Genomic DNA, 17,159 nt, shown 5'->3' with positions numbered 1-17,159 from the left:
AGTGACGACCACGGACCTCCCGAGAGCAGCTCGGGTACGCGAGGCCGTCGACCGCCGGTTCGGCTTCCTCGACACCCTCGGCGACCAGATCCTCTTCTTCCTCCGCGCGATCGCCTGGACCCCGCGGGCCCTGCACCGCTACCTGCGCGAAGTCGTGCGCCTGCTGGCCGAGGTCAGCTTCGGCAGCGGCGCGCTGGCCGTCATCGGCGGCACGATCGGCGTGATGATCGGGATGACCGTGGCCACCGGCACGGTCGTCGGCCTCCAGGGCTACTCCGCGCTGAACCAGGTCGGGACGTCGGCCTTCGCCGGGTTCGTCTCCGCCTACTTCAACACGCGCGAGATCGCGCCGCTGGTCTCCGGGCTCGCCCTGAGCGCCACCGTCGGCTGCGGCTTCACCGCGCAGCTCGGCGCGATGCGGATCTCCGAGGAGATCGACGCCCTCGAAGTCATGGGCATCCCCAGCGTCCCGTACCTGGTGACGACCCGGGTGATCGCCGGCTTCCTCGCCGTCATCCCGCTCTACGCGATCGGGCTGCTCTCCAGCTACCTCGCCTCGCGCGAAGTCACCGTGTTGTTCTTCGGCCAGTCCGCGGGCACCTACGACCACTACTTCCTGCTGTTCCTGCCACCCGGCGACGTGCTGTGGTCGTTCGGGAAGGTCCTGGTGTTCAGCGTCGTGGTGGTCATGGCGCACTGCTACTACGGCTTCCGCGCGAGCGGCGGCCCGGCCGGCGTCGGGGTCGCGGTGGGCCGCGCGGTGCGCACCGCGATCGTCGCGATCAGCGTCCTCGACTTCTTCCTGTCCCTGGCGATCTGGGGCGCGACGACGACCGTGCAGGTGGCCGGATGAGACGCGAAACCCGCCACAAGGCCGGGGTCCGCACCGCGGGCGTGCTGTTCCTGGTCGTGATGGGCGTCCTCGTGACGCTGTCCATCAAGGTCTACGACAAGGACTTCGTCACGACGGTCCCGGTGACGCTCAAGGCGAGCCGGATCGGCAACCAGCTCTCCCCGGGTGGCCAGGTCAAGGCCCGCGGCGTGCTCGTCGGCGAGATCCGCGACGTCCGGGCGACGCCGCAGGGCGCCGAGATAGCGCTTGCTCTCGAACCGGACCGGGTGGACATGTTGCCCCGCAACGTCTCCGCGCTGCTCGTCCCGAAGACGCTGTTCGGCGAGCGGTACGTCCAGCTGTCCATCCCGGACGGTGAGCGGGCCCCGCACCTGGTCGCCGGCGACGTCATCGAGCAGGACCGGTCGGCCAACGCGGTCGAGCTGGAACGGGTCTTCGACAACCTGCTCCCGGTGCTCCAGGCGGTTCAGCCGCAGAAGCTGGCGACGACGCTGACCGCGGTCTCGACGGCCCTGGAAGGCCGCGGCGAGCAGCTCGGCAGGACCATCAGCACCGCCGCGGACTACCTGAAGGAGTTCAACCCCGACCTCCCGCAGCTGACCTCGGACGTCCGGGACCTCGCGAAGGTTTCCCGGCTCTACGGCGACATCGCGCCCGACCTCCTGGACGCGCTCACCGACTCCGCCGTCACGCTCAACACGGTCAAGGAGAAGCAGGCCGACCTCGCCGGGGTGTACCAGCAGGTGACGTCGTCGTCCCAGGAGGTCGCCACCTTCCTGGCCAACAACCGCGACAACCTCATCTCCCTGGCCGCCGACAGCCGCGCGCCGCTGGAGATCGCGGCGAAGTACTCCCCCAGCTTCGCCTGCACGATCGGCTCGCTCAACGCACTGAGAGGCTCCATGGACAAGGTGCTCGGGGCGGGCACGAAGGAACCGGGCTTCCACGCCGACGTCGCTGTCGTCCCCGACAGCGGCAAGTACGTCCCCGGCCGGGACGACCCGCGCTTCACCGGCGGCGGCGAGCCGCGGTGCTACCCCTCCGGCGTCTCCCCGACGATCGGCACCGCCGCGGCGGCCCCGGGCACCACCGGCCACCCGCTGCTCACCGGCGGCCGGGGTGACCTCGGGCTCGCGAACTCGCCGCAGGAGCAGCAGCTGCTGTCCACCCTGGTCGCCCCGACGATCGGGGTGCCGACGGCCGAGGTCCCGGCCTGGAGCAGCGTGCTCGTCGGGCCGCTCTTCCGCGGCACGGAGGTGACGCTCAAGTGAGGAACATCGCCGCCCCGCTGATCAAGAGCCTGATCTTCATCGCCGTCACGGCGTTGGCCACGACCCTGCTCGCCATCTCCATCACGAACTCCGGCGTCGGCGCCACCGAGCGCTACACGGCCAAGTTCCTCGACGCGACCTCGCTCAACGTCGGCGACGACGTGCGCATCTCCGGGGTCCGCGTCGGCCAGGTCGAGTCCCTCGACATCGGCGACCGCAACCGCGCGGTGGTCGGGTTCTCCCTCGACCAGGGCCGGCGGCTGCCCGCCGACGTCCACGCGGTCATCAAGTACCGCAACATGGTCGGCCAGCGGTACGTCGCCCTCGAGCGCGGGAACACCGGCACCCGGGAGCAGCTGCCGAAGGGCGCCGAGATCCCGCTGGACCGCACGACACCGGCGCTGGACCTCACCGACCTCTTCAACGGCTTCAAGCCGCTGTTCCAGGCGCTTTCGCCGAACGACGTCAACGAACTCTCCGGCGAGATCGTCCAGGTGCTGCAGGGTGAAGGCGGCACCGTCGAGAGCCTGCTGCTGCACACCGGGTCGCTGACCACCACCCTCGCCGGGCGCGACAAGGTGATCGGCGAGGTGATCGGGAACCTCAACACGGTCCTGAACACGGTCAACGGCAAGGGTGACGCGCTGGCGAACCTCGTGTCCACCCTGCGTCAGCTGGTCTCCGGCCTGGCGGGCGACCGGGCCGCGATCGGCGACGCCATCAGCGGGATCGGCGCGCTGACCGAGTCCACCGCCGGGCTGTTCGAGCAGGCCCGCCCGCCGCTGAAGGACAGCATCGACGGCCTGCAGAAGGTCGCGGGCACCCTGGCCCAGAACCAGTCCGATGTGGACAGCTTCCTGACCAACCTGCCGGTGAAGTTCAACGAAATCGGCCGGACCGCCTCCTACGCATCGTGGATGAACTTCTTCCTCTGCGGCGCCACGCTCGAAGCCACGCCTCCGCGCGGAGTGCTGACCAAAACGGCGAGGTGCGGATCGTGAAGTCCTACAAAGAGCGCAATCCGATCGTGCTGGGCGTGGTCGGCAGTGTCGCGCTGGCCGCGGCGCTGACGGTCACGTTCAACTACGACAACCTGCCGATCGTCGGCGGCGGAACCACCTACGAGGCCGAGTTCTCCGAGGCCGCCGGCCTGCAGCCGGACGACGAGGTCCGGATCGCCGGCATCAAGGTCGGCGAGGTCCGGCAGGTGCAGCTCGCCGACGACCACGTGCTGATCTCCTTCCGGGTCAAGAACGCCTGGATCGGCGACCGCACCTCCGCCGAGATCAAGATCAAGACGTTGCTGGGCCGCAAGTTCCTCGCGCTGAACCCCACCGGCGACGACGTCCAGGACCCCGGTCGCCCCATCCCGCGGAGCCGGACGGTCACGCCCTACGACGTCACCGACGCCTTCAACGGCCTCGCCGACACCGTGGGCGCGATCGACACCAAGCAGCTCGCGGACAGCTTCACCACGTTGTCGGACACCTTCCGCAACTCCCCCGAGCACGTCCGCAGCGCGCTCGACGGGCTTTCGCAGCTGTCCAAGACGGTGTCCGGCCGCGACAGCCAGATCGCCGAGCTGCTGGCCAACGCACGGAAGCTGACCACGACGCTGGCGAACTCGAACGACGACTTCGAGAAGCTGATCGGCGACGGCAACCTGCTGCTCACCGAGCTGAACAGCCGCCGCGACGCGATCCGCGACCTGCTCGACGGCTCGGCGCGGCTGGCCGGCCAGCTCAGCGGGCTGGTGCACGACAACAACGACGCGCTCAAGCCGGCCCTGCAGTCGCTCAACCAGGTCACCGACCTGCTCAAGCGGCAGAACGACAACCTCTCCAAGGGCCTGCAGCTGGCCGGCCCGTACTTCCGGGTGCTCAACAACACGGCCGGCAACGGCCGCTGGGTGGACGCCTACCTCTGCGGGCTGCTGCCCGAGAACCACGACCCCTGCACCCCGCCGAACAACCCGGGAGGGGCGAAGTGAGCGCACTGACCAGCACCCGCGCCGGCGTCCTGGCGAGCCGTTTCGTCGCCGCCGCGCTGCTGCTCGCCCTCGTCGTCTCGGCGGCGCTGTGGTGGGTGTTCTCCGGCTCCGGCCAGCACCACGTCACGGCGTTCTTCACCCGCGCGGTCGGCGTCTACCCCGGTTCGGACGTCCGCGTGCTCGGCGTCCGGATCGGCCAGGTCGACTCGGTCACGCCGAAGGGCGAGCAGGTGCAGGTGACCATGAGCGTCGACGGCTCGGTCGGCATCGCCGAGGACACCACGCTCCTGGTGATCGCGCCGAGCGTCGTCGCCGACCGCTACCTGCAGTTCGCCAAGCCGGCCCGTGGCGGGCCGCGGCTGCCGGACGGCGCGACGATCCCGATCCAGCGCACGGCCACCCCGGTGGAGCTCGACCAGCTCTACGCCAGCCTCGACACGATTTCGAAGGCGCTCGGCCCGAACGGCGCCAACTCCCAGGGCGCGCTGTCGGACCTGCTGAAGACCGGCGCGCAGACCCTGCAGGGCAACGGCCAGGCGTTCAACGACAGCGTCCGCAACTTCGCCCAGCTGGCCCGCACCCTGGCCGGGAACTCGAGCGACCTGTTCGGCACCGTCACCGAGCTGCAGCAGTTCACCACCATGCTGGCCACCAACGACAACCAGGTGAGCACCGTGAACCAGCAGCTGGCGCAGATCTCCGGCACGCTGGCCGCCAACAGCGGCGAGCTGGCGCAGGCCCTCGACGGCCTCGGCCGCGCGCTCGGCGACGTCCAGACGTTCATCCGGGACAACCGCGGCGCGCTCAAGGCCAATGTGGACAACCTGGTGACGACCACGCGGACGCTCGTCGAGCAGCGTGCGTCCCTGGCCGAAACGCTCGACGTCGCGCCACTGGCGGTGCTGAACGTGCTCCAGGCGGTCGACCCGAAGACCGGGCGGCTCCTCGGCCGCGGAGACCTCGACTACTACCTCCGGCAGCAGCCGCCGCTGCCGTTGCCGGCCACCGGTGACGTCTACACGAACGGGGGCGGGCGATGAAGCGGGTCCTCGCTGCCGTCACCGTCGGGTGCCTGACGCTGGCCGGCTGCTCGTCGGGTGAGTTCAAGGGCGTCTACGACCTGCCGCTGCCCGGCGGCGCCGACGTCGGCGACCACCCGTACTCGGTGACCGTGCAGTTCGCCGACGTCCTCGACCTGGTGCCGCAGGCCGCGGTAAAGGTCGGCGACGTCCCGGTCGGCCGGGTGCGGGAAGTCCGGCTGGGCGGCGACGGCTGGACGGCCGAGACGGTGCTGGAAGTCAACGGCGACGTCGTGCTGCCCGCGAACGCGGTCGCGCGGCTGCGCCAGTCCAGCCTGCTCGGCGAGAAGTTCGTCGAGCTGGCTCCCCCGGACGGCGAAGCGCAGAACGCCTCCGGGAACGGGCGGCTGGCGAACGGCGCCACGATCACCCTGGACCGCACCAACCGCAACCCCGAGTTCGAAGAGATCTTCGGCGCCCTTTCCCTGCTGCTCAACGGCGGCGGGATCGGGCAGCTGCAGACGATCAACCGTGAACTGTCGAAAGTGATGGACGGCAACGAAGAGCAGATCCGGTCGTTCCTCTCCGGGGTGAACACCCTGATGACCGACCTGGACGCGCACCGCTCGGACATCACCGAAGCGCTCGACGGGCTGAACCGGCTCTCGGCCACGCTGGCGAACCGGCACGAGCAGATCTCCGGCGCGCTGACCGACCTCACGCCGGGCCTGCGGACGCTCACCGACCAGCGCACCCAGCTCGTGTCGATGCTGCAGTCGCTGGACCGGCTCGGCACGGTGGCCACCGACGTCGTCGACCGCAGCCGCGCCGACATGGTGGCCGACCTGCACGCGCTGGCGCCGATCCTGCAGCAGCTGGCCGACGCCGGGAAGGACCTGCCGCAGTCGCTGCAGATGCTGCCGACGTTCCCGTTCCCCGACTCGGTGCTGAACGCGGTGAAGGGCGACTACATCAACGCCTTCATCACGATGATCCCGGCACCCGGCGTGCAGCTGCCCCCGCTCGGCGAGGGTGTCCCGGAGACGGGCCTGCCGACCTTCCCGTCGGTGAGCAAGACCCCGGCTCCCTCCGGAGGCCGCTGATGCTGAGCGCCAAAGTACGCGTCCAGGTCGTCCTGTTCATCGTGATCGCGCTGGCCACGACGGCGTTCGTGGGCGCGAACTACGCCGGGCTGGGCCGGCTGTTCGGTTCCGGCAGTTACACGGTGAAGCTCGAACTCGCCGAAGGCGGCGGGCTGTTCACCAACGGCGAGGTGACCTACCGCGGCGTCGCCGTCGGCCGGGTCGGCGAGCTGCGGCTCACCGTCACCGGGATGGAGGCGGACCTGCTGATCAACGACGACGCCCCGCGCATCCCGGCGGACTCGCGGGCCGTGGTGGCGAACCGCTCGGCGGTCGGCGAGCAGTACGTCGACCTGCAGCCGCGCACGGCCGACGCGCCCTACCTCGACGGCGGCTCGGTCATCCGGCGCGAGTCGACGACGCTGCCGCTGCCGGTCAACAGCCTGCTGACCGACCTGGACTCGTTCACCGCGTCGGTGCCGACCCAGGACCTGCGCACGGTGGTGAACGAGCTCGACGACGCCCTGCGCGGCACCGGCCCGGACCTGCAGACGCTGATGGACTCGGCGACGACGTTCACCCAGGAGGCGAGCAGCCACCTGCCGCAGACGTCGAAGCTGATCGGCGACGGCGCGACCGTGCTGCGGACCCAGCTCGACTCCTCCGGGGCGTGGCGCTCGTTCAGCAGCAACGCCCGCGTCTTCGCCCAGCAGCTGGCGAACTCCGACGGCGACCTGCGGCGGCTGATCGCGGCCGCCCCGCCGGCGGCGTCCGAACTCGGCGGCCTGCTGAAGGAGAACGACCCGGGCCTGCCGATCCTGCTGGCCAACCTGCTGACGACGGCCCGGGTGTTCGGCACCCGCACCCCGGCGGAGGAGCAGCTGCTGGCGGACGTGCCCCGCGCGGTCGCGACGGTCGGGTCGGCGCTGACCGACCGCGGCGACCAGCTGCGGATGGGGCTGGTGCTGAACTTCAACGACCCGCCGCCGTGCCGCCAGGGCTACGAAAAGACGCCGCGCCGCCCGAGCGACGACCTCTCGCCGATGCCGTTCAACACCGACGCGGCCTGCACGCTGCCGTACGGGGACCCGAGCTCGGTGCGCGGCTCGCAGAACGCGCCGCACCCGCCGGTCCCGGCCGCGGTCCTGCCGGGCGGGCTGACCAACCCACTGTCACTCGGGACGCAGGCAACGGCGACGACCCTCGGGGAGGTGCTGTGGCTGCGCTGAAGCTTGCATCGGTGGCGATGACCGCGGCCGCGGCGGTGTTCGCGGGCTGGTCGGGCTATTCGTGGTACGCGGCGGCCCACGCGTCGACCGTGACGTACGGGGCCGCCCGTGACGAAGCACTGGCCGCCGGCCGCACGCTGGTGGCCGAGCTGAACACGCTGGACTACCACGACGTGAACGCCGGCCTGGGCAAGTGGCTGTCGGCCTCGACGGGCCCGCTCCACGACCAGCTGGCCCGCACGGACGAGACGACGAAGAAGACCCTGGCGGCGAACGCCACGGTGGCGACGGGCCGCGTGGTGGACGCGGGCCTGAGCGAGCTGGACGAGCACGCGGGCACGGCGAAGCTGCTGGCCTCGGTGGAGATCACGATGGCGAAGCAGGGAACGGCCCCGGCGGTCAAGCGCAACCGCTTCGCGGCGGCGTTGAGCCGGACGCCCGACGGCTGGAAGCTCAGCGCGCTCGACCAGCTGCCGGTGGGTGCCCGATGAGCCGCGCGAAGACCGAGGTGGAGGAGCCGGCCGAGATCGAGGCCGCGCAAGACAGCGCCACCGCGGCTCTCGTGAGTGGTAATGAGGGTTCTAACCCTCCTGACCACTCACGACCAGCCGCGGCAGACTCGTCGGCCGATGCCGAGGCCGAGCCGGGCGACCCGGCACCCCAGGCCGAGGCCGAGGCCGAGGTCAGCCCCGAGGAACTTGCCGAAGCCCCGGCCAGGGTCCGGCCCGTCTGGCGCAGGCTGCCCGTGCTCCTCCTCGCCGCCGCCGTCGTCCTCGCCGGGGCCGGTGTCTGGTTCACCCTCGAAGCCCGCTCCGCGGCGGCCGGCCCCGCCGCCTCGAACGTGGCGCTCACCGATGTCGGTGCCACCGCCGACGTCAGCTCCGCCGTCAGCCTCGCGGTCAACCGGATCTTCTCCTATTCCTACGACCGCACCGACGTCACCGAGAAAGCCGCCGACGCCGTCTTGCGCGGCTCGGCCAAGGATTCCTACGACAAGCTCTTCGCCGAAGTCAAGCGCAAAGCGCCGGAACAGAAACTCGTGCTCACCTCGCGCGTTTCGGCCATCGCCGTGCAGGAACTCACAAATGGTCACGCGCGGTTACTCGTCTTTCTCGACCAATCAGCCGTCCGAGCCGACAACAATGCGACCGACAGTGCCGCGGCACAGCTTTCCGTGACCGCGGAGCACACCAAAGACGGCTGGGCCATCACCGAGCTCGAACCCCGCTGACCCGGCCCACCGCAATACCGCACGTAACCGTTTCCGGGAGCACCCGGAAACGGCCGGGAAAACGCAAAAGGAGGACAACCATGTCCGTGGCAACGCAGCTGAAGAGACTGGCCGTGCTCACGTCGGCGACGGCCGTCGTGCTCGGTGGGGTGGCCGTGGTGCCGGCTTCGGCCGACATCATCGAGATCCCCGTGTCCTACAGCGTCGCCGGCACCACCACGGTGAAGAAGACCGGCAGCACCATGCACCTCGGCCCCGGCACCCTCCAGGGCAACCTCATCATCGACGACCAGACCGGCTCGGTCGGGCTCAGCGCGGACCTGACGCTGCCGCCCTCGCAGGCCGACTTCTCCCTGGCCTCCGGCCTGTTCCGGGTCAAGGCCAAGGTGAAGGTCATCCCGCTCGGGCCGGCCACCGGCACCATCGCCGACGGCACGCTGACCACGCACGCCAAGGCGAACATGGAGATCTCCGACATCTACTTCGGCATCCTCAGCCCGCCGACCATCCCGCTGCCGACCCTGCCCGGTGCCTGCCGGACGAAGACCCCGGTCGAGCTGAACCTGGTTGCCCCGAACATCGACATCACCTCGCCGACCATCACCATCGGCGCCACGTACACGATTCCGGAGTTCAACAACTGCTTCATCGCCGACCTCGCGCTCGGCGCCCTGGTTTCCGGCCCGGGCAACACGATTTCGCTCGACCTGACCGCTCCCCAGAGCTGACCCACCGGGTGGCGGGCGCACCGCCCGCCACCCGCGGCGGTCAGCACGGCGCGGTGGGATCTTCCTTCAGCCCGAAGCTGTCGCTGTCCCCGGCCGAGACGGCGAAGACCGGCCCGCACACGGGCGGATCGGGATAGGTCTCGCCGACCACGTTCGAACCCCACGCGATGATGTCGCCGTTGGCCTTGAAGGCCAAGTTGTGGTTGGCCCCGGCATCGATGCCCACGACGCCCGACAAGGCCGCGTCGGGGACGGTCGTCTGACCGAAGTTGTTACGACCCCACGCGTAGACTCGGCCGTCCTTCAGGGCGATGCTGTGCTGGAACCCGGCGGACACCGCGGTGACCCCCGACGACAGGGCCGCCGGCACGGCCGCCTGCCCGTAGATGTTGCTCCCCCAGGCCAGCACGCCGCCGTTCTTGATCACCAGGTTGTGGTCGCCACCGGCGGCGATCGCGGTCACGCCCGACTGCGCGGCCGCCGGAACGTCGGTCCGGACGCCCCAGCTCACCACCTGACCGCTCTGCTTGAGCGCCAAGCTGTGCATGTAGGACGTCGAGATCGCCGTGACACCGCTGGTCACCGAGGCGGGCAGGTCGGTCTGGCCGTACCAGTCGTTGCCCCACGCCAGAACCGTGCCGTTCTTGAGCGCGAGTTCGTGTCCCCAGCCCGACGCGATCTGGCCGACCCCGGACAGTGCCGCGGCCGGCACTTCGTTGGCGCCCCAGTTGTTCGCGCCCCACGCGAGGACCGTCCCGCCCTTCAGCGCGAGCACGGTCGTGGTGCCCGCCGACACGGCGGTGACCCCGGTCAGCGCGTCCGCCGGGGGAACGGTGACGCCGAAGTCCGGCTTCCCCCAGCCGAACACCCCACCCACGGTGGCCGCGGACGCCGGCGACGCACAGAGCGACAGGGCCATCGCCGCCGAGACCGTCAATGCGGCTCCCCTGAGCGATACCCGTTCACAACGTGAAGTAAGTGGCACGGTAGCCTCCTTTCTCCGTTTCGTTATCCCCGATTGCTTCGGCAAGATCGTGAATGGTAGACCGTTCTCGAGGCCGTTCGGCCACGCGGTGGTTCTTTGTCATGATCCGATGAAACCACCGCCGGTCCTGCGCGGGTGCGAACAAGAAATCCGATCCGCCCCGGTGCGGCGGACTGACGATGCCACAAAGTCTTGTTCCGTAATGAACTCACGAGTAGCCTCATTCCCGGCAGATGGACCTCCACCTCGCACGTCGGTGAATTCACGTCCCGCCGCTCGGGGCAAAGGGGGCGGGCGAACGTGATCGGAGAGCAACGACAGCGAGCAATCGATCAGCCAAAGCCGAGACTGTACTGAATCAAAGGAGATGGGTATGTCCCGACTCAGCAGGCTGTCCGCCGGAATCGCGACCACCGCTACCGCCGTCGGCGCCATCGCGGTGCTGACCGCCGGCACCGCGGCCGCCGCCACGGTCACCTACACCGCCGGTGGCACCACGCCCCTGACCTACACCTGCACCTTCCCCGGCGTCTCGCCGCAGCCGGTCCTCGTCACGTCGCACCTGGACTCGGAGGACTCCGTCCCGGCGGGCGGCACCCTCACCCCGACCAACGTGGGCGGCTCCGCGACGATCAGCGCCGGTGTGCACGCGCTGCTCACCGCGGTCGGCTACGACGGCATCCGCGGCACCGCCACGGTGCCGGTGACGGCGGCGTCGGGCACCCTGTCGCAGCCGGCGGCCACCGGGCTCGAGATCCCGGAGGTCATCTACCCGGCCGGCGGCCCGATCACGGTGAACATCTCGCAGGTCGCGACCTCCTCGGTCCCGACCTACACCGCTCCGGCGGCGGCGGGCACCGACACGCTGTCGATGGGCAACACGGTCACGGCGAGCCTCGAGTTCCACAAGAAGTCGAACAACACCTGGACGCCGTGGACGATGAGCTGCACGCTGAAGGTCACCAACCCGGCGCAGAACACCGCGTTCAGCCCGAGCATCACCGTCTCCTGACCGGTTTCCCGGTGCGGACCCCTCGCCGGGTCCGCACCGGGATCTTCCGTCTCCGCTTCCGCACACACCAGGGAAACCGATGCCCCGTCGAGTCCGGCCCCGCTCCGTCACGGTGACCGCGCTGGCGGCCGCCGGCCTGCTGTCCGCGGCGAACGGCGCACTGACCGGGGTCGGTTCGGCCGCCCCCGCCCCCGCGGCCCCGCCGGAGAAGACGGCGACGACGTCGGTCTCGGTGACCTGCCCCTTCGCCGACCCGCTCGGCTCGCGCAAGCTCACCGTCGCCACGTCGGCGACCCTGCCCACCCAGGCGAAGAGCGGCACTTCGGCGACGATCGGCAAGTACTCGGCGCAGTTGAGCCTCCCCCGCGACGTCGCGCTGGCGCTCCTGCCCGCCGGCGCCACCACCGGTTCGCTGCAGGGCGCGGTGCAGCTCGACCTCACGGTGCACCAGGGCGACCGCTCGGACAAGATCCCGGTCCCCCTGACCGTGGCGCCGACGCCCCTGCCGGAAACCGGCGACGTCACCCTCACGGCCACCGGCGACGTGCCGGAGATCGCGATCAACACCATCGGGGCCGTCGTCTTCGACGTCACCGCGCCGACGCTCGCGCTGACCGCCGTCCCCGACGCGCCCGCCACTCCCCCCGCTCCTGATGCGCCGGCCACGCCCGCCGCCCAGCCGGCGCCGCCGGTCGCGTGCACCCTCGACCCCGATCAGCAGGCGACGCTGGGCACGGTCCTCGTCCAGCCGACGGCAGGTCCCGAGCAGAAGGCCGCGCCCGGTGCGGCAGCCGCGCTGGAAGACGAACCACCGCCCGCGAACGAATACACCGTGCCGCTCGGCCTCATCACCATCTTCACGACGTCGACCATCAAGAGGCTGGGTGCCACCGTCGTGTCCGACCCCGCCTTCCTGATCAACGGGTTCTTCTCGGTGGACCTCGACACCGGCGGGTCCCGGGTCTCCGGGTCGGCGGTGTTCAAGCCGGCGACCGCCTCGTTCCTCGCCTTCGGGTTCGTGCCGGTGTCCGCGACCGTCGAGTTCCTGCCGGAGGACTACCTGAACAGCAAGATGATCGAGGTCGGCGGCGGGCTGTTCACCGGCGACGACGGCGAAATCTGGCTGAGCACCCAGCTGTTCGTGATGGGCCGGGTGAGCAACGTGAAGGTCAACGGCGTCCCGGTCGACGTCGGCCCCGACTGCGTGACGAAAGATCACATCGAACTCCATGTCAGCGGTCACTACGACCCCTTCACCACCGGCCACATCAAGGACCCGAACTTCAAGCTGCCCGAATTCCGGGACTGCGGCTCCGGCGGCCAGGACCTCACCCCGCTGCTCACCGGCATGAGCTCGGGCTGGGGCAACGAGGCCAAGATCGACACCTACAACCTGAACGGGTGCACCGAGCCCGACCACACCAACTGCCCGCCCGACACCCTCCCGCCCTCGCAGGGCTCGCAGGCTGCGGCGGCGAAGAAGGCGGCCGCGAAACCGAGGTAAAACCTGGAGGGCGCATGAACATCCGCCGGTTGCTGACGACGGCCGCCGCAACGGTCCTCGTCCTCGCCGCAACCGCCGGTCCGGCGTGGGCGGACACGGCGTACACCTCGCCTTCCGGGGTGCTCTACAACTGCACGTTCCCGGGCGTCCCGCCCCAGCAGGTGACCGCGGTGGAGACGTTCACCGGCCCGGACGCCGTCCCGGCGGGCTACGACTTCTCGATCAGCGACATCTCCGGGACGATCTCCCTCGGGAGTGCCACGCGCAGCCTGATGCGGGCCGTCGGCTACGACGGCGTCCGCGGCAGCGGGATGATCCCGGTGACCGCGTCGAACGCCTCGCCGGTCTCGACCATCGGCGCCATCATCCCCGAGCGGTACTGGCCCCCGTTCACGGGAACGATCGACTTCTACGGCGGCGCCCAGTCGTTCACGGCGGGCAACCCCGGATCGATCCGGTTCGGCATGGGCTCGCCGTTCTCCCTGGGACTGGAGTTCCACAAGGCCGCCAACAACAGCTGGACGACGTGGATCATGACCTGCACCCTCAAGGTGACCAGCCCGGCGCAGAACACCGCGTTCACCCCGGATCTACCGGTGACCTGACCGCCAACCCTCCATCGTGGACGATGCGAAGGGGAGCCGGATGATCCTGCGCACAGTCCCGGTCGAGGGGTTACCGCGCGCCCGGGCGGGAAGGGGCACCAGCCGTCCCTTCCCGCCGTACGGAAATCACGGCTGCTTCGAAGTCCACTGTGGATGCGACCCACCGGTGCGCGGCGACGGCAGCAGCTCGCTCACCGGGTACCGCAACGGCAGCGGAGCAGCACCGGCCCGCAACGCCAGCTCCATCTCGAACCGCGCCGCCGGGTCCTTCAGGCTCTCGCCGAACGTCGCCTGCAGCTGGCGCATGCGGTAGCGGACCGTCTGCGGATGCACCCCGAGCCGCTCCGCGATCTCCACCACGTTGCCCTGGCTGTCCAGCCACGCCCGCAGCGTCTCCAGGAGCCGCTCCTGCTGCTTGCCCGTCATGTCCGCCAGCGGGGCGAACAGGCGGTGCCGCAGCGTGCCGACCAGTCCGGTGTCGGAGTTGACCAGCAACGTCGCCAAGTGCTCTTCCGCGCGCAGCACCGGACGGGCCGCCAGCACGCCGCGCTCGGCCAGCTGCAGGGAATTCCGGGCCCAGCGCAGGGAATCCGCGACCGAAGCCAACGGGACGCACGGGCCGATCGCCAGGCGGCAGTCCGGCAGCGCCACCTGCAGCGCCGCCAGCCGGGCGCTGCTCAGCTCGCCGGGGACGACCAGTTTGGGGTCCGGGGTGTCGAGCTCGGCCAGGACGTCCGCGTCCAGGCCGGCGTGCCGCCGGGCCGGGGCGACGCCGCCGGCCGGGCTGACCGCCACCGGCGTCGCGTCCGACGGCACCCGCCAGCCGATCAGCTGGGCCAGCTCGGCAATCGCTTTCGGGGACGCCGGCGGCGTCTCGAGGAGCAGGTGGAGCAGCTTGCGGCGCCAGGTGTCCAGCGCGCCCGCCGTGCGCGCCTTCGCCTCCAGGTAGCCGTCGAGCGCCACGGACGCGAGCTCGTCCATGAACGCCAGCATCGCGTCGGCCAGCTGCGACATCACCGCCGAGGAAAGGCCGCTGCGCCGCCCGACGCGCATGATCCGCCGCCACGACACCCGCGCGCCCACCCGGTAGGCCGACTGCAGCGTGTCGAGGCTGCGGCCTTCGCGCATTTCGTTCTGCCCCAGCCGGTGGTGCACCTCGTGGGACTGTTCCTTCGACACCGTGGGGTCGGCGATCTGCGCGACGAACAGCGTGATCGCGTATTCGACACCGGCCCGGATGGACTTGCCGTAGGGCCCGTCGAGCGGACGCGCGTACGCCGGGATGGTCGCGCGGATTTCTTCGACGATTTCAGCAGCGAGGCTGGCCAGCTCGGGACGCAGGATGTCGGCCAGCTTGCGCGGTAGTGCGGCGGTCGGCGGCGGCGCAGCGTGATCGAATCCGCGCTCCACCGACATCGCAGCTCCTTCGCTCCGACCCCGCGCCTGTTGCGGGGTGACAACCGGCACATCGAAAAACTAACGCCAAACGTGTCACACCCGTGAAGGAAAACCGAATTCTTGTCATTGCGGTGACAATTTCCCGCCGCTCGGCTGCGACCGGCTGACAAGTGTCCCGCCGACTGCACGTGCACATGCGTACGAACGGTGGAACCTCCAACGAGCCACCCGCGCTGCGGTTACGCCGGCATCTTGTATCGTGTGGTTGATACAAGCCGAGGAGGAACCGCATGCCGTGGGACAACGTGCTCGCTGTCGCTTTGCTCATGGGCCTGGTCGGCCTGGCGATCCTGATCGTGCTCTGGCCGGGGAAGAAGCACGGTAAGCGCTTGCTGGAGCGGTGGGGCGTCGCCGACCCCGACCCCGGGGAGGTCGAGCTGGCCGTCCGCTACCTGAAGCGGCGCCGGCTCTGGTACCCGTGGCTGTTCCTCGCGATCCCGCCGCTGCTCGACGACGCGGGAGTGGGCACGATCCTCGCCACGCTGCTGCTGGGCGGCCTGATCGCCGAGCTCCTGGCGCAGCGCCCGTCCCGCGGCCCGCGCCGGGAAGCCGAGCTGGCCCCGCGGACGCTGCTGGGGATCGTCCCCGCGTGGATCCTGGTGCTGGGCGGGCTGGCGGCCGCGGGATCGCTGCTGCACCTGGGCCTGACGGCGCAGTGGAAGCTGCTCGCGGTGGCCGCGGGCGCGGCGCTGGTCAGCGGGGCGATCACGCTGCTGGCGGTGCGCCGCCCGCCGGCCGGTGCCGCGCGCGCCGACCTGGCGCTGCGCTGCCGCAGCGCGCGGGTGGCGGTCGGGCTGGGTATCGGTGCCTGCACGGCGGTCGGCTGGCCGGCCGGGAACTTCAGCTCGTTCCTGGCGGTCGTGGCCGGCCTGGTCGCGTTCCTGGCGGTCACGGCCCCGGCGAAACGGCTGCCGGCCGCCGCGTGAAGATCGTCGTCGACACCGAGAACGGGGTGCCGCCGTGGCGGCAGGTGCACGACCAGGTGATCCGGGCGGCGACCACGGGAGCGTTGCCGGAGGGGACCCGGCTGCCGCCGATCCGCCAGCTGGCGCGCGACCTGGGCCTGGCGTCGGGCACGGTGGCCCGGGCGTACCGCGAGCTGGAGGCGGCGGGCTGGGTGGCGACGGCCCGCGCGCGCGGCACGGTGGTGACAGTGCCGTCGGGCCGCCCGGACCGCGAGGCGTTGCTGGCCGCGGCGGCGGCGGAGTTCGCGGCCCAGGCCCGCGACCTCGGTGCGGACCTGGATTCCACCCTGGACGCCGTCCGCACCGCCTGGCCGGGCTGAGCGGCTACTTCGCTCCGAGCAGCCGTCCCGCCGCGGCCACCACCGGCTCCAGGACCTCGACCTCGCGCGGCGTGCCCACGCACTCGGTGATCCCCGCGCCGACCACCTCGAACCGGGCCAGTGCGTCCAGCTCCGCGACCAGCCGCTCGATCGTCCAGCCGTCCGGCTCCGGGTAGTTCAGCCCGGCGAACTCTCCCGGATCGAGCACGTCCAGGTCCACGTGCACGTACAGCTTCTCCACACCCGCCAGGGCGTCCACGGAAGTCACCGCGAGCCCCCGCGCGATCGCCGCCTCTTCCTCCGGGTCGAGCACCCGTGTCCCGGCGAGCAGCACGTTCCCGGGCGACAACGCCGGGTCCGCCGCGAACTCCGGATCACCCTCGCCGAACAGCGACCGCAGGACCATCCCATGGAACGCCCCCGACGGTGACGTCGACGCCGTGTTCAGGTCCGCGTGCGCGTCGAACCACGCGACGCCCAGGCCGGGTCCGTGCCGGTACCGCGCGACGCCGATCGGCACCAGCTCGACGCCGCAGTCGCCGCCGATCGTCAGCACCGGGCCGGCCGGGGTTTCCAGGGCCGCCAGCTGGGCCGCCCGGTTCGGGCCGGTCAGCACGGCCCGGGACGCGATCCCACGGTCCACTTCGGACACCGCGCGCGTCTGCCGGACGTGGCGCACCGGCCGGCCGAGCACGTGCCCGGCCAGCTCCGCGAGGGCCACACAGCCGTCCGGCAGCTCCGCCGCGCGCGGCCCCACCGCGCCCTGCCGTTGCGGTACCGCGTTGATCAGCATCCGCCGAGCGTATCGCGGCTCGTGAGTGGTAATTCGGGTTCTAACCCCAAATAACACACAACACGCCCTTCACCAAGGACAACAGCAGTGCACACCCCACAACAATCATCACCA

The 17,159-nt window shown here is 70.7% G+C and carries 18 protein-coding genes; 15 read left to right on the top strand and 3 right to left on the bottom strand.

Annotated elements, in window-relative coordinates; all coding sequences use genetic code 11:
- Position 1 precedes the first annotated feature (1 nt).
- From ACWED2_RS40765 to ACWED2_RS40720, 10 genes are all read left to right on the top strand, one after another.
- Entirely contained in the window at positions 2-853 is an 852-nt protein-coding gene (locus tag ACWED2_RS40765) for an MlaE family ABC transporter permease (RefSeq protein ID WP_449695873.1), read from the top strand.
- Positions 850-2,124, top strand: a complete 1,275-nt coding sequence (locus tag ACWED2_RS40760) for an MCE family protein (protein ID WP_449695872.1) — start codon at positions 850-852, stop codon at positions 2,122-2,124. The genes ACWED2_RS40765 and ACWED2_RS40760 overlap by 4 nt, the downstream gene beginning before the upstream one ends.
- Positions 2,121-3,125, top strand: a complete 1,005-nt coding sequence (locus ACWED2_RS40755) for an MCE family protein (RefSeq protein WP_449695871.1) — start codon at positions 2,121-2,123, stop codon at positions 3,123-3,125. The genes ACWED2_RS40760 and ACWED2_RS40755 overlap by 4 nt, the downstream gene beginning before the upstream one ends.
- The gene (locus tag ACWED2_RS40750) at positions 3,122-4,114 is read left to right on the top strand and encodes an MCE family protein (RefSeq protein ID WP_449695870.1); all 993 of its coding nucleotides are present in this window, start codon (positions 3,122-3,124) and stop codon (positions 4,112-4,114) included. Before ACWED2_RS40755 ends, ACWED2_RS40750 begins: the two co-directional genes overlap by 4 nt.
- Positions 4,111-5,154 (top strand): MCE family protein, encoded by a 1,044-nt coding sequence (locus ACWED2_RS40745; RefSeq protein WP_449695869.1) that lies wholly within the window; start codon positions 4,111-4,113, stop codon positions 5,152-5,154. Before ACWED2_RS40750 ends, ACWED2_RS40745 begins: the two co-directional genes overlap by 4 nt.
- Positions 5,151-6,236 (top strand): MCE family protein, encoded by a 1,086-nt coding sequence (locus tag ACWED2_RS40740; protein WP_449695868.1) that lies wholly within the window; start codon positions 5,151-5,153, stop codon positions 6,234-6,236. The genes ACWED2_RS40745 and ACWED2_RS40740 overlap by 4 nt, the downstream gene beginning before the upstream one ends.
- Positions 6,236-7,444, top strand: coding sequence for an MlaD family protein (locus ACWED2_RS40735; RefSeq protein WP_449695867.1), 1,209 nt, complete (start codon positions 6,236-6,238; stop codon positions 7,442-7,444). The genes ACWED2_RS40740 and ACWED2_RS40735 overlap by 1 nt, the downstream gene beginning before the upstream one ends.
- 17 nt (positions 7,445-7,461) lie before the next feature.
- Positions 7,462-7,935 carry a hypothetical protein gene (locus tag ACWED2_RS40730; RefSeq protein ID WP_449695903.1) on the top strand — a complete coding sequence of 158 codons (474 nt, stop codon included), beginning with the start codon at positions 7,462-7,464 and terminating at the stop codon, positions 7,933-7,935.
- Positions 7,936-7,952: 17 nt separating this feature from the next.
- Positions 7,953-8,675: a hypothetical protein gene (locus ACWED2_RS40725; RefSeq protein WP_449695866.1), complete on the top strand. Its 723-nt coding sequence runs from the start codon at positions 7,953-7,955 to the stop codon at positions 8,673-8,675.
- A gap of 80 nt (positions 8,676-8,755) precedes the next feature.
- Positions 8,756-9,403, top strand: a complete 648-nt coding sequence (locus ACWED2_RS40720; RefSeq protein WP_449695865.1) for a hypothetical protein — start codon at positions 8,756-8,758, stop codon at positions 9,401-9,403.
- A gap of 40 nt (positions 9,404-9,443) precedes the next feature.
- On the opposite strand, the gene ACWED2_RS40715 is transcribed toward ACWED2_RS40720, so the two are convergent.
- Positions 9,444-10,340, bottom strand: coding sequence for an RCC1 domain-containing protein (locus ACWED2_RS40715; RefSeq protein ID WP_449695864.1), 897 nt, complete (start codon positions 10,338-10,340; stop codon positions 9,444-9,446).
- A 421-nt stretch (positions 10,341-10,761) separates the two neighbouring features.
- Between ACWED2_RS40715 and ACWED2_RS40710 the strand changes: the two genes are divergently transcribed.
- The 3 genes from ACWED2_RS40710 (at position 10,762) to ACWED2_RS40700 (ending at position 13,509) form a co-directional block, all read left to right on the top strand.
- Positions 10,762-11,400, top strand: a complete 639-nt coding sequence (locus tag ACWED2_RS40710) for a DUF6801 domain-containing protein (RefSeq protein WP_449695863.1) — start codon at positions 10,762-10,764, stop codon at positions 11,398-11,400.
- Positions 11,401-11,479: 79 nt separating this feature from the next.
- Complete coding sequence (locus ACWED2_RS40705; protein WP_449695862.1) at positions 11,480-12,904, top strand: DUF6801 domain-containing protein; 1,425 nt, start codon at positions 11,480-11,482, stop codon at positions 12,902-12,904.
- Between the two features lie 14 nt (positions 12,905-12,918).
- Complete coding sequence (locus tag ACWED2_RS40700) at positions 12,919-13,509, top strand: DUF6801 domain-containing protein (RefSeq protein WP_449695861.1); 591 nt, start codon at positions 12,919-12,921, stop codon at positions 13,507-13,509.
- Between the two features lie 126 nt (positions 13,510-13,635).
- Here the strand turns inward: ACWED2_RS40700 and ACWED2_RS40695 are convergent, their stop codons facing one another.
- Entirely contained in the window at positions 13,636-14,925 is a 1,290-nt protein-coding gene (locus tag ACWED2_RS40695; RefSeq protein ID WP_449695860.1) for a PucR family transcriptional regulator, read from the bottom strand.
- A 272-nt stretch (positions 14,926-15,197) separates the two neighbouring features.
- Between ACWED2_RS40695 and ACWED2_RS40690 the strand changes: the two genes are divergently transcribed.
- Both ACWED2_RS40690 and ACWED2_RS40685 read left to right on the top strand, forming a co-directional pair.
- On the top strand, positions 15,198-15,893 hold the full coding sequence (locus tag ACWED2_RS40690) for a hypothetical protein (protein WP_449695859.1): 696 nt from the start codon (positions 15,198-15,200) through the stop codon (positions 15,891-15,893).
- Positions 15,890-16,252 (top strand): GntR family transcriptional regulator, encoded by a 363-nt coding sequence (locus tag ACWED2_RS40685; RefSeq protein ID WP_449695858.1) that lies wholly within the window; start codon positions 15,890-15,892, stop codon positions 16,250-16,252. The genes ACWED2_RS40690 and ACWED2_RS40685 overlap by 4 nt, the downstream gene beginning before the upstream one ends.
- A 4-nt stretch (positions 16,253-16,256) precedes the next feature.
- On the opposite strand, the gene ACWED2_RS40680 is transcribed toward ACWED2_RS40685, so the two are convergent.
- Complete coding sequence (locus ACWED2_RS40680; RefSeq protein WP_449695857.1) at positions 16,257-17,045, bottom strand: arginase family protein; 789 nt, start codon at positions 17,043-17,045, stop codon at positions 16,257-16,259.
- Positions 17,046-17,159 lie beyond the last annotated feature (114 nt).

The organism is Amycolatopsis sp. NPDC005003 (assembly GCF_053600695.1).
Note: the sequence above shows the minus strand (reverse complement) of the source record. Positions and strands in the feature narration are given on the sequence as shown.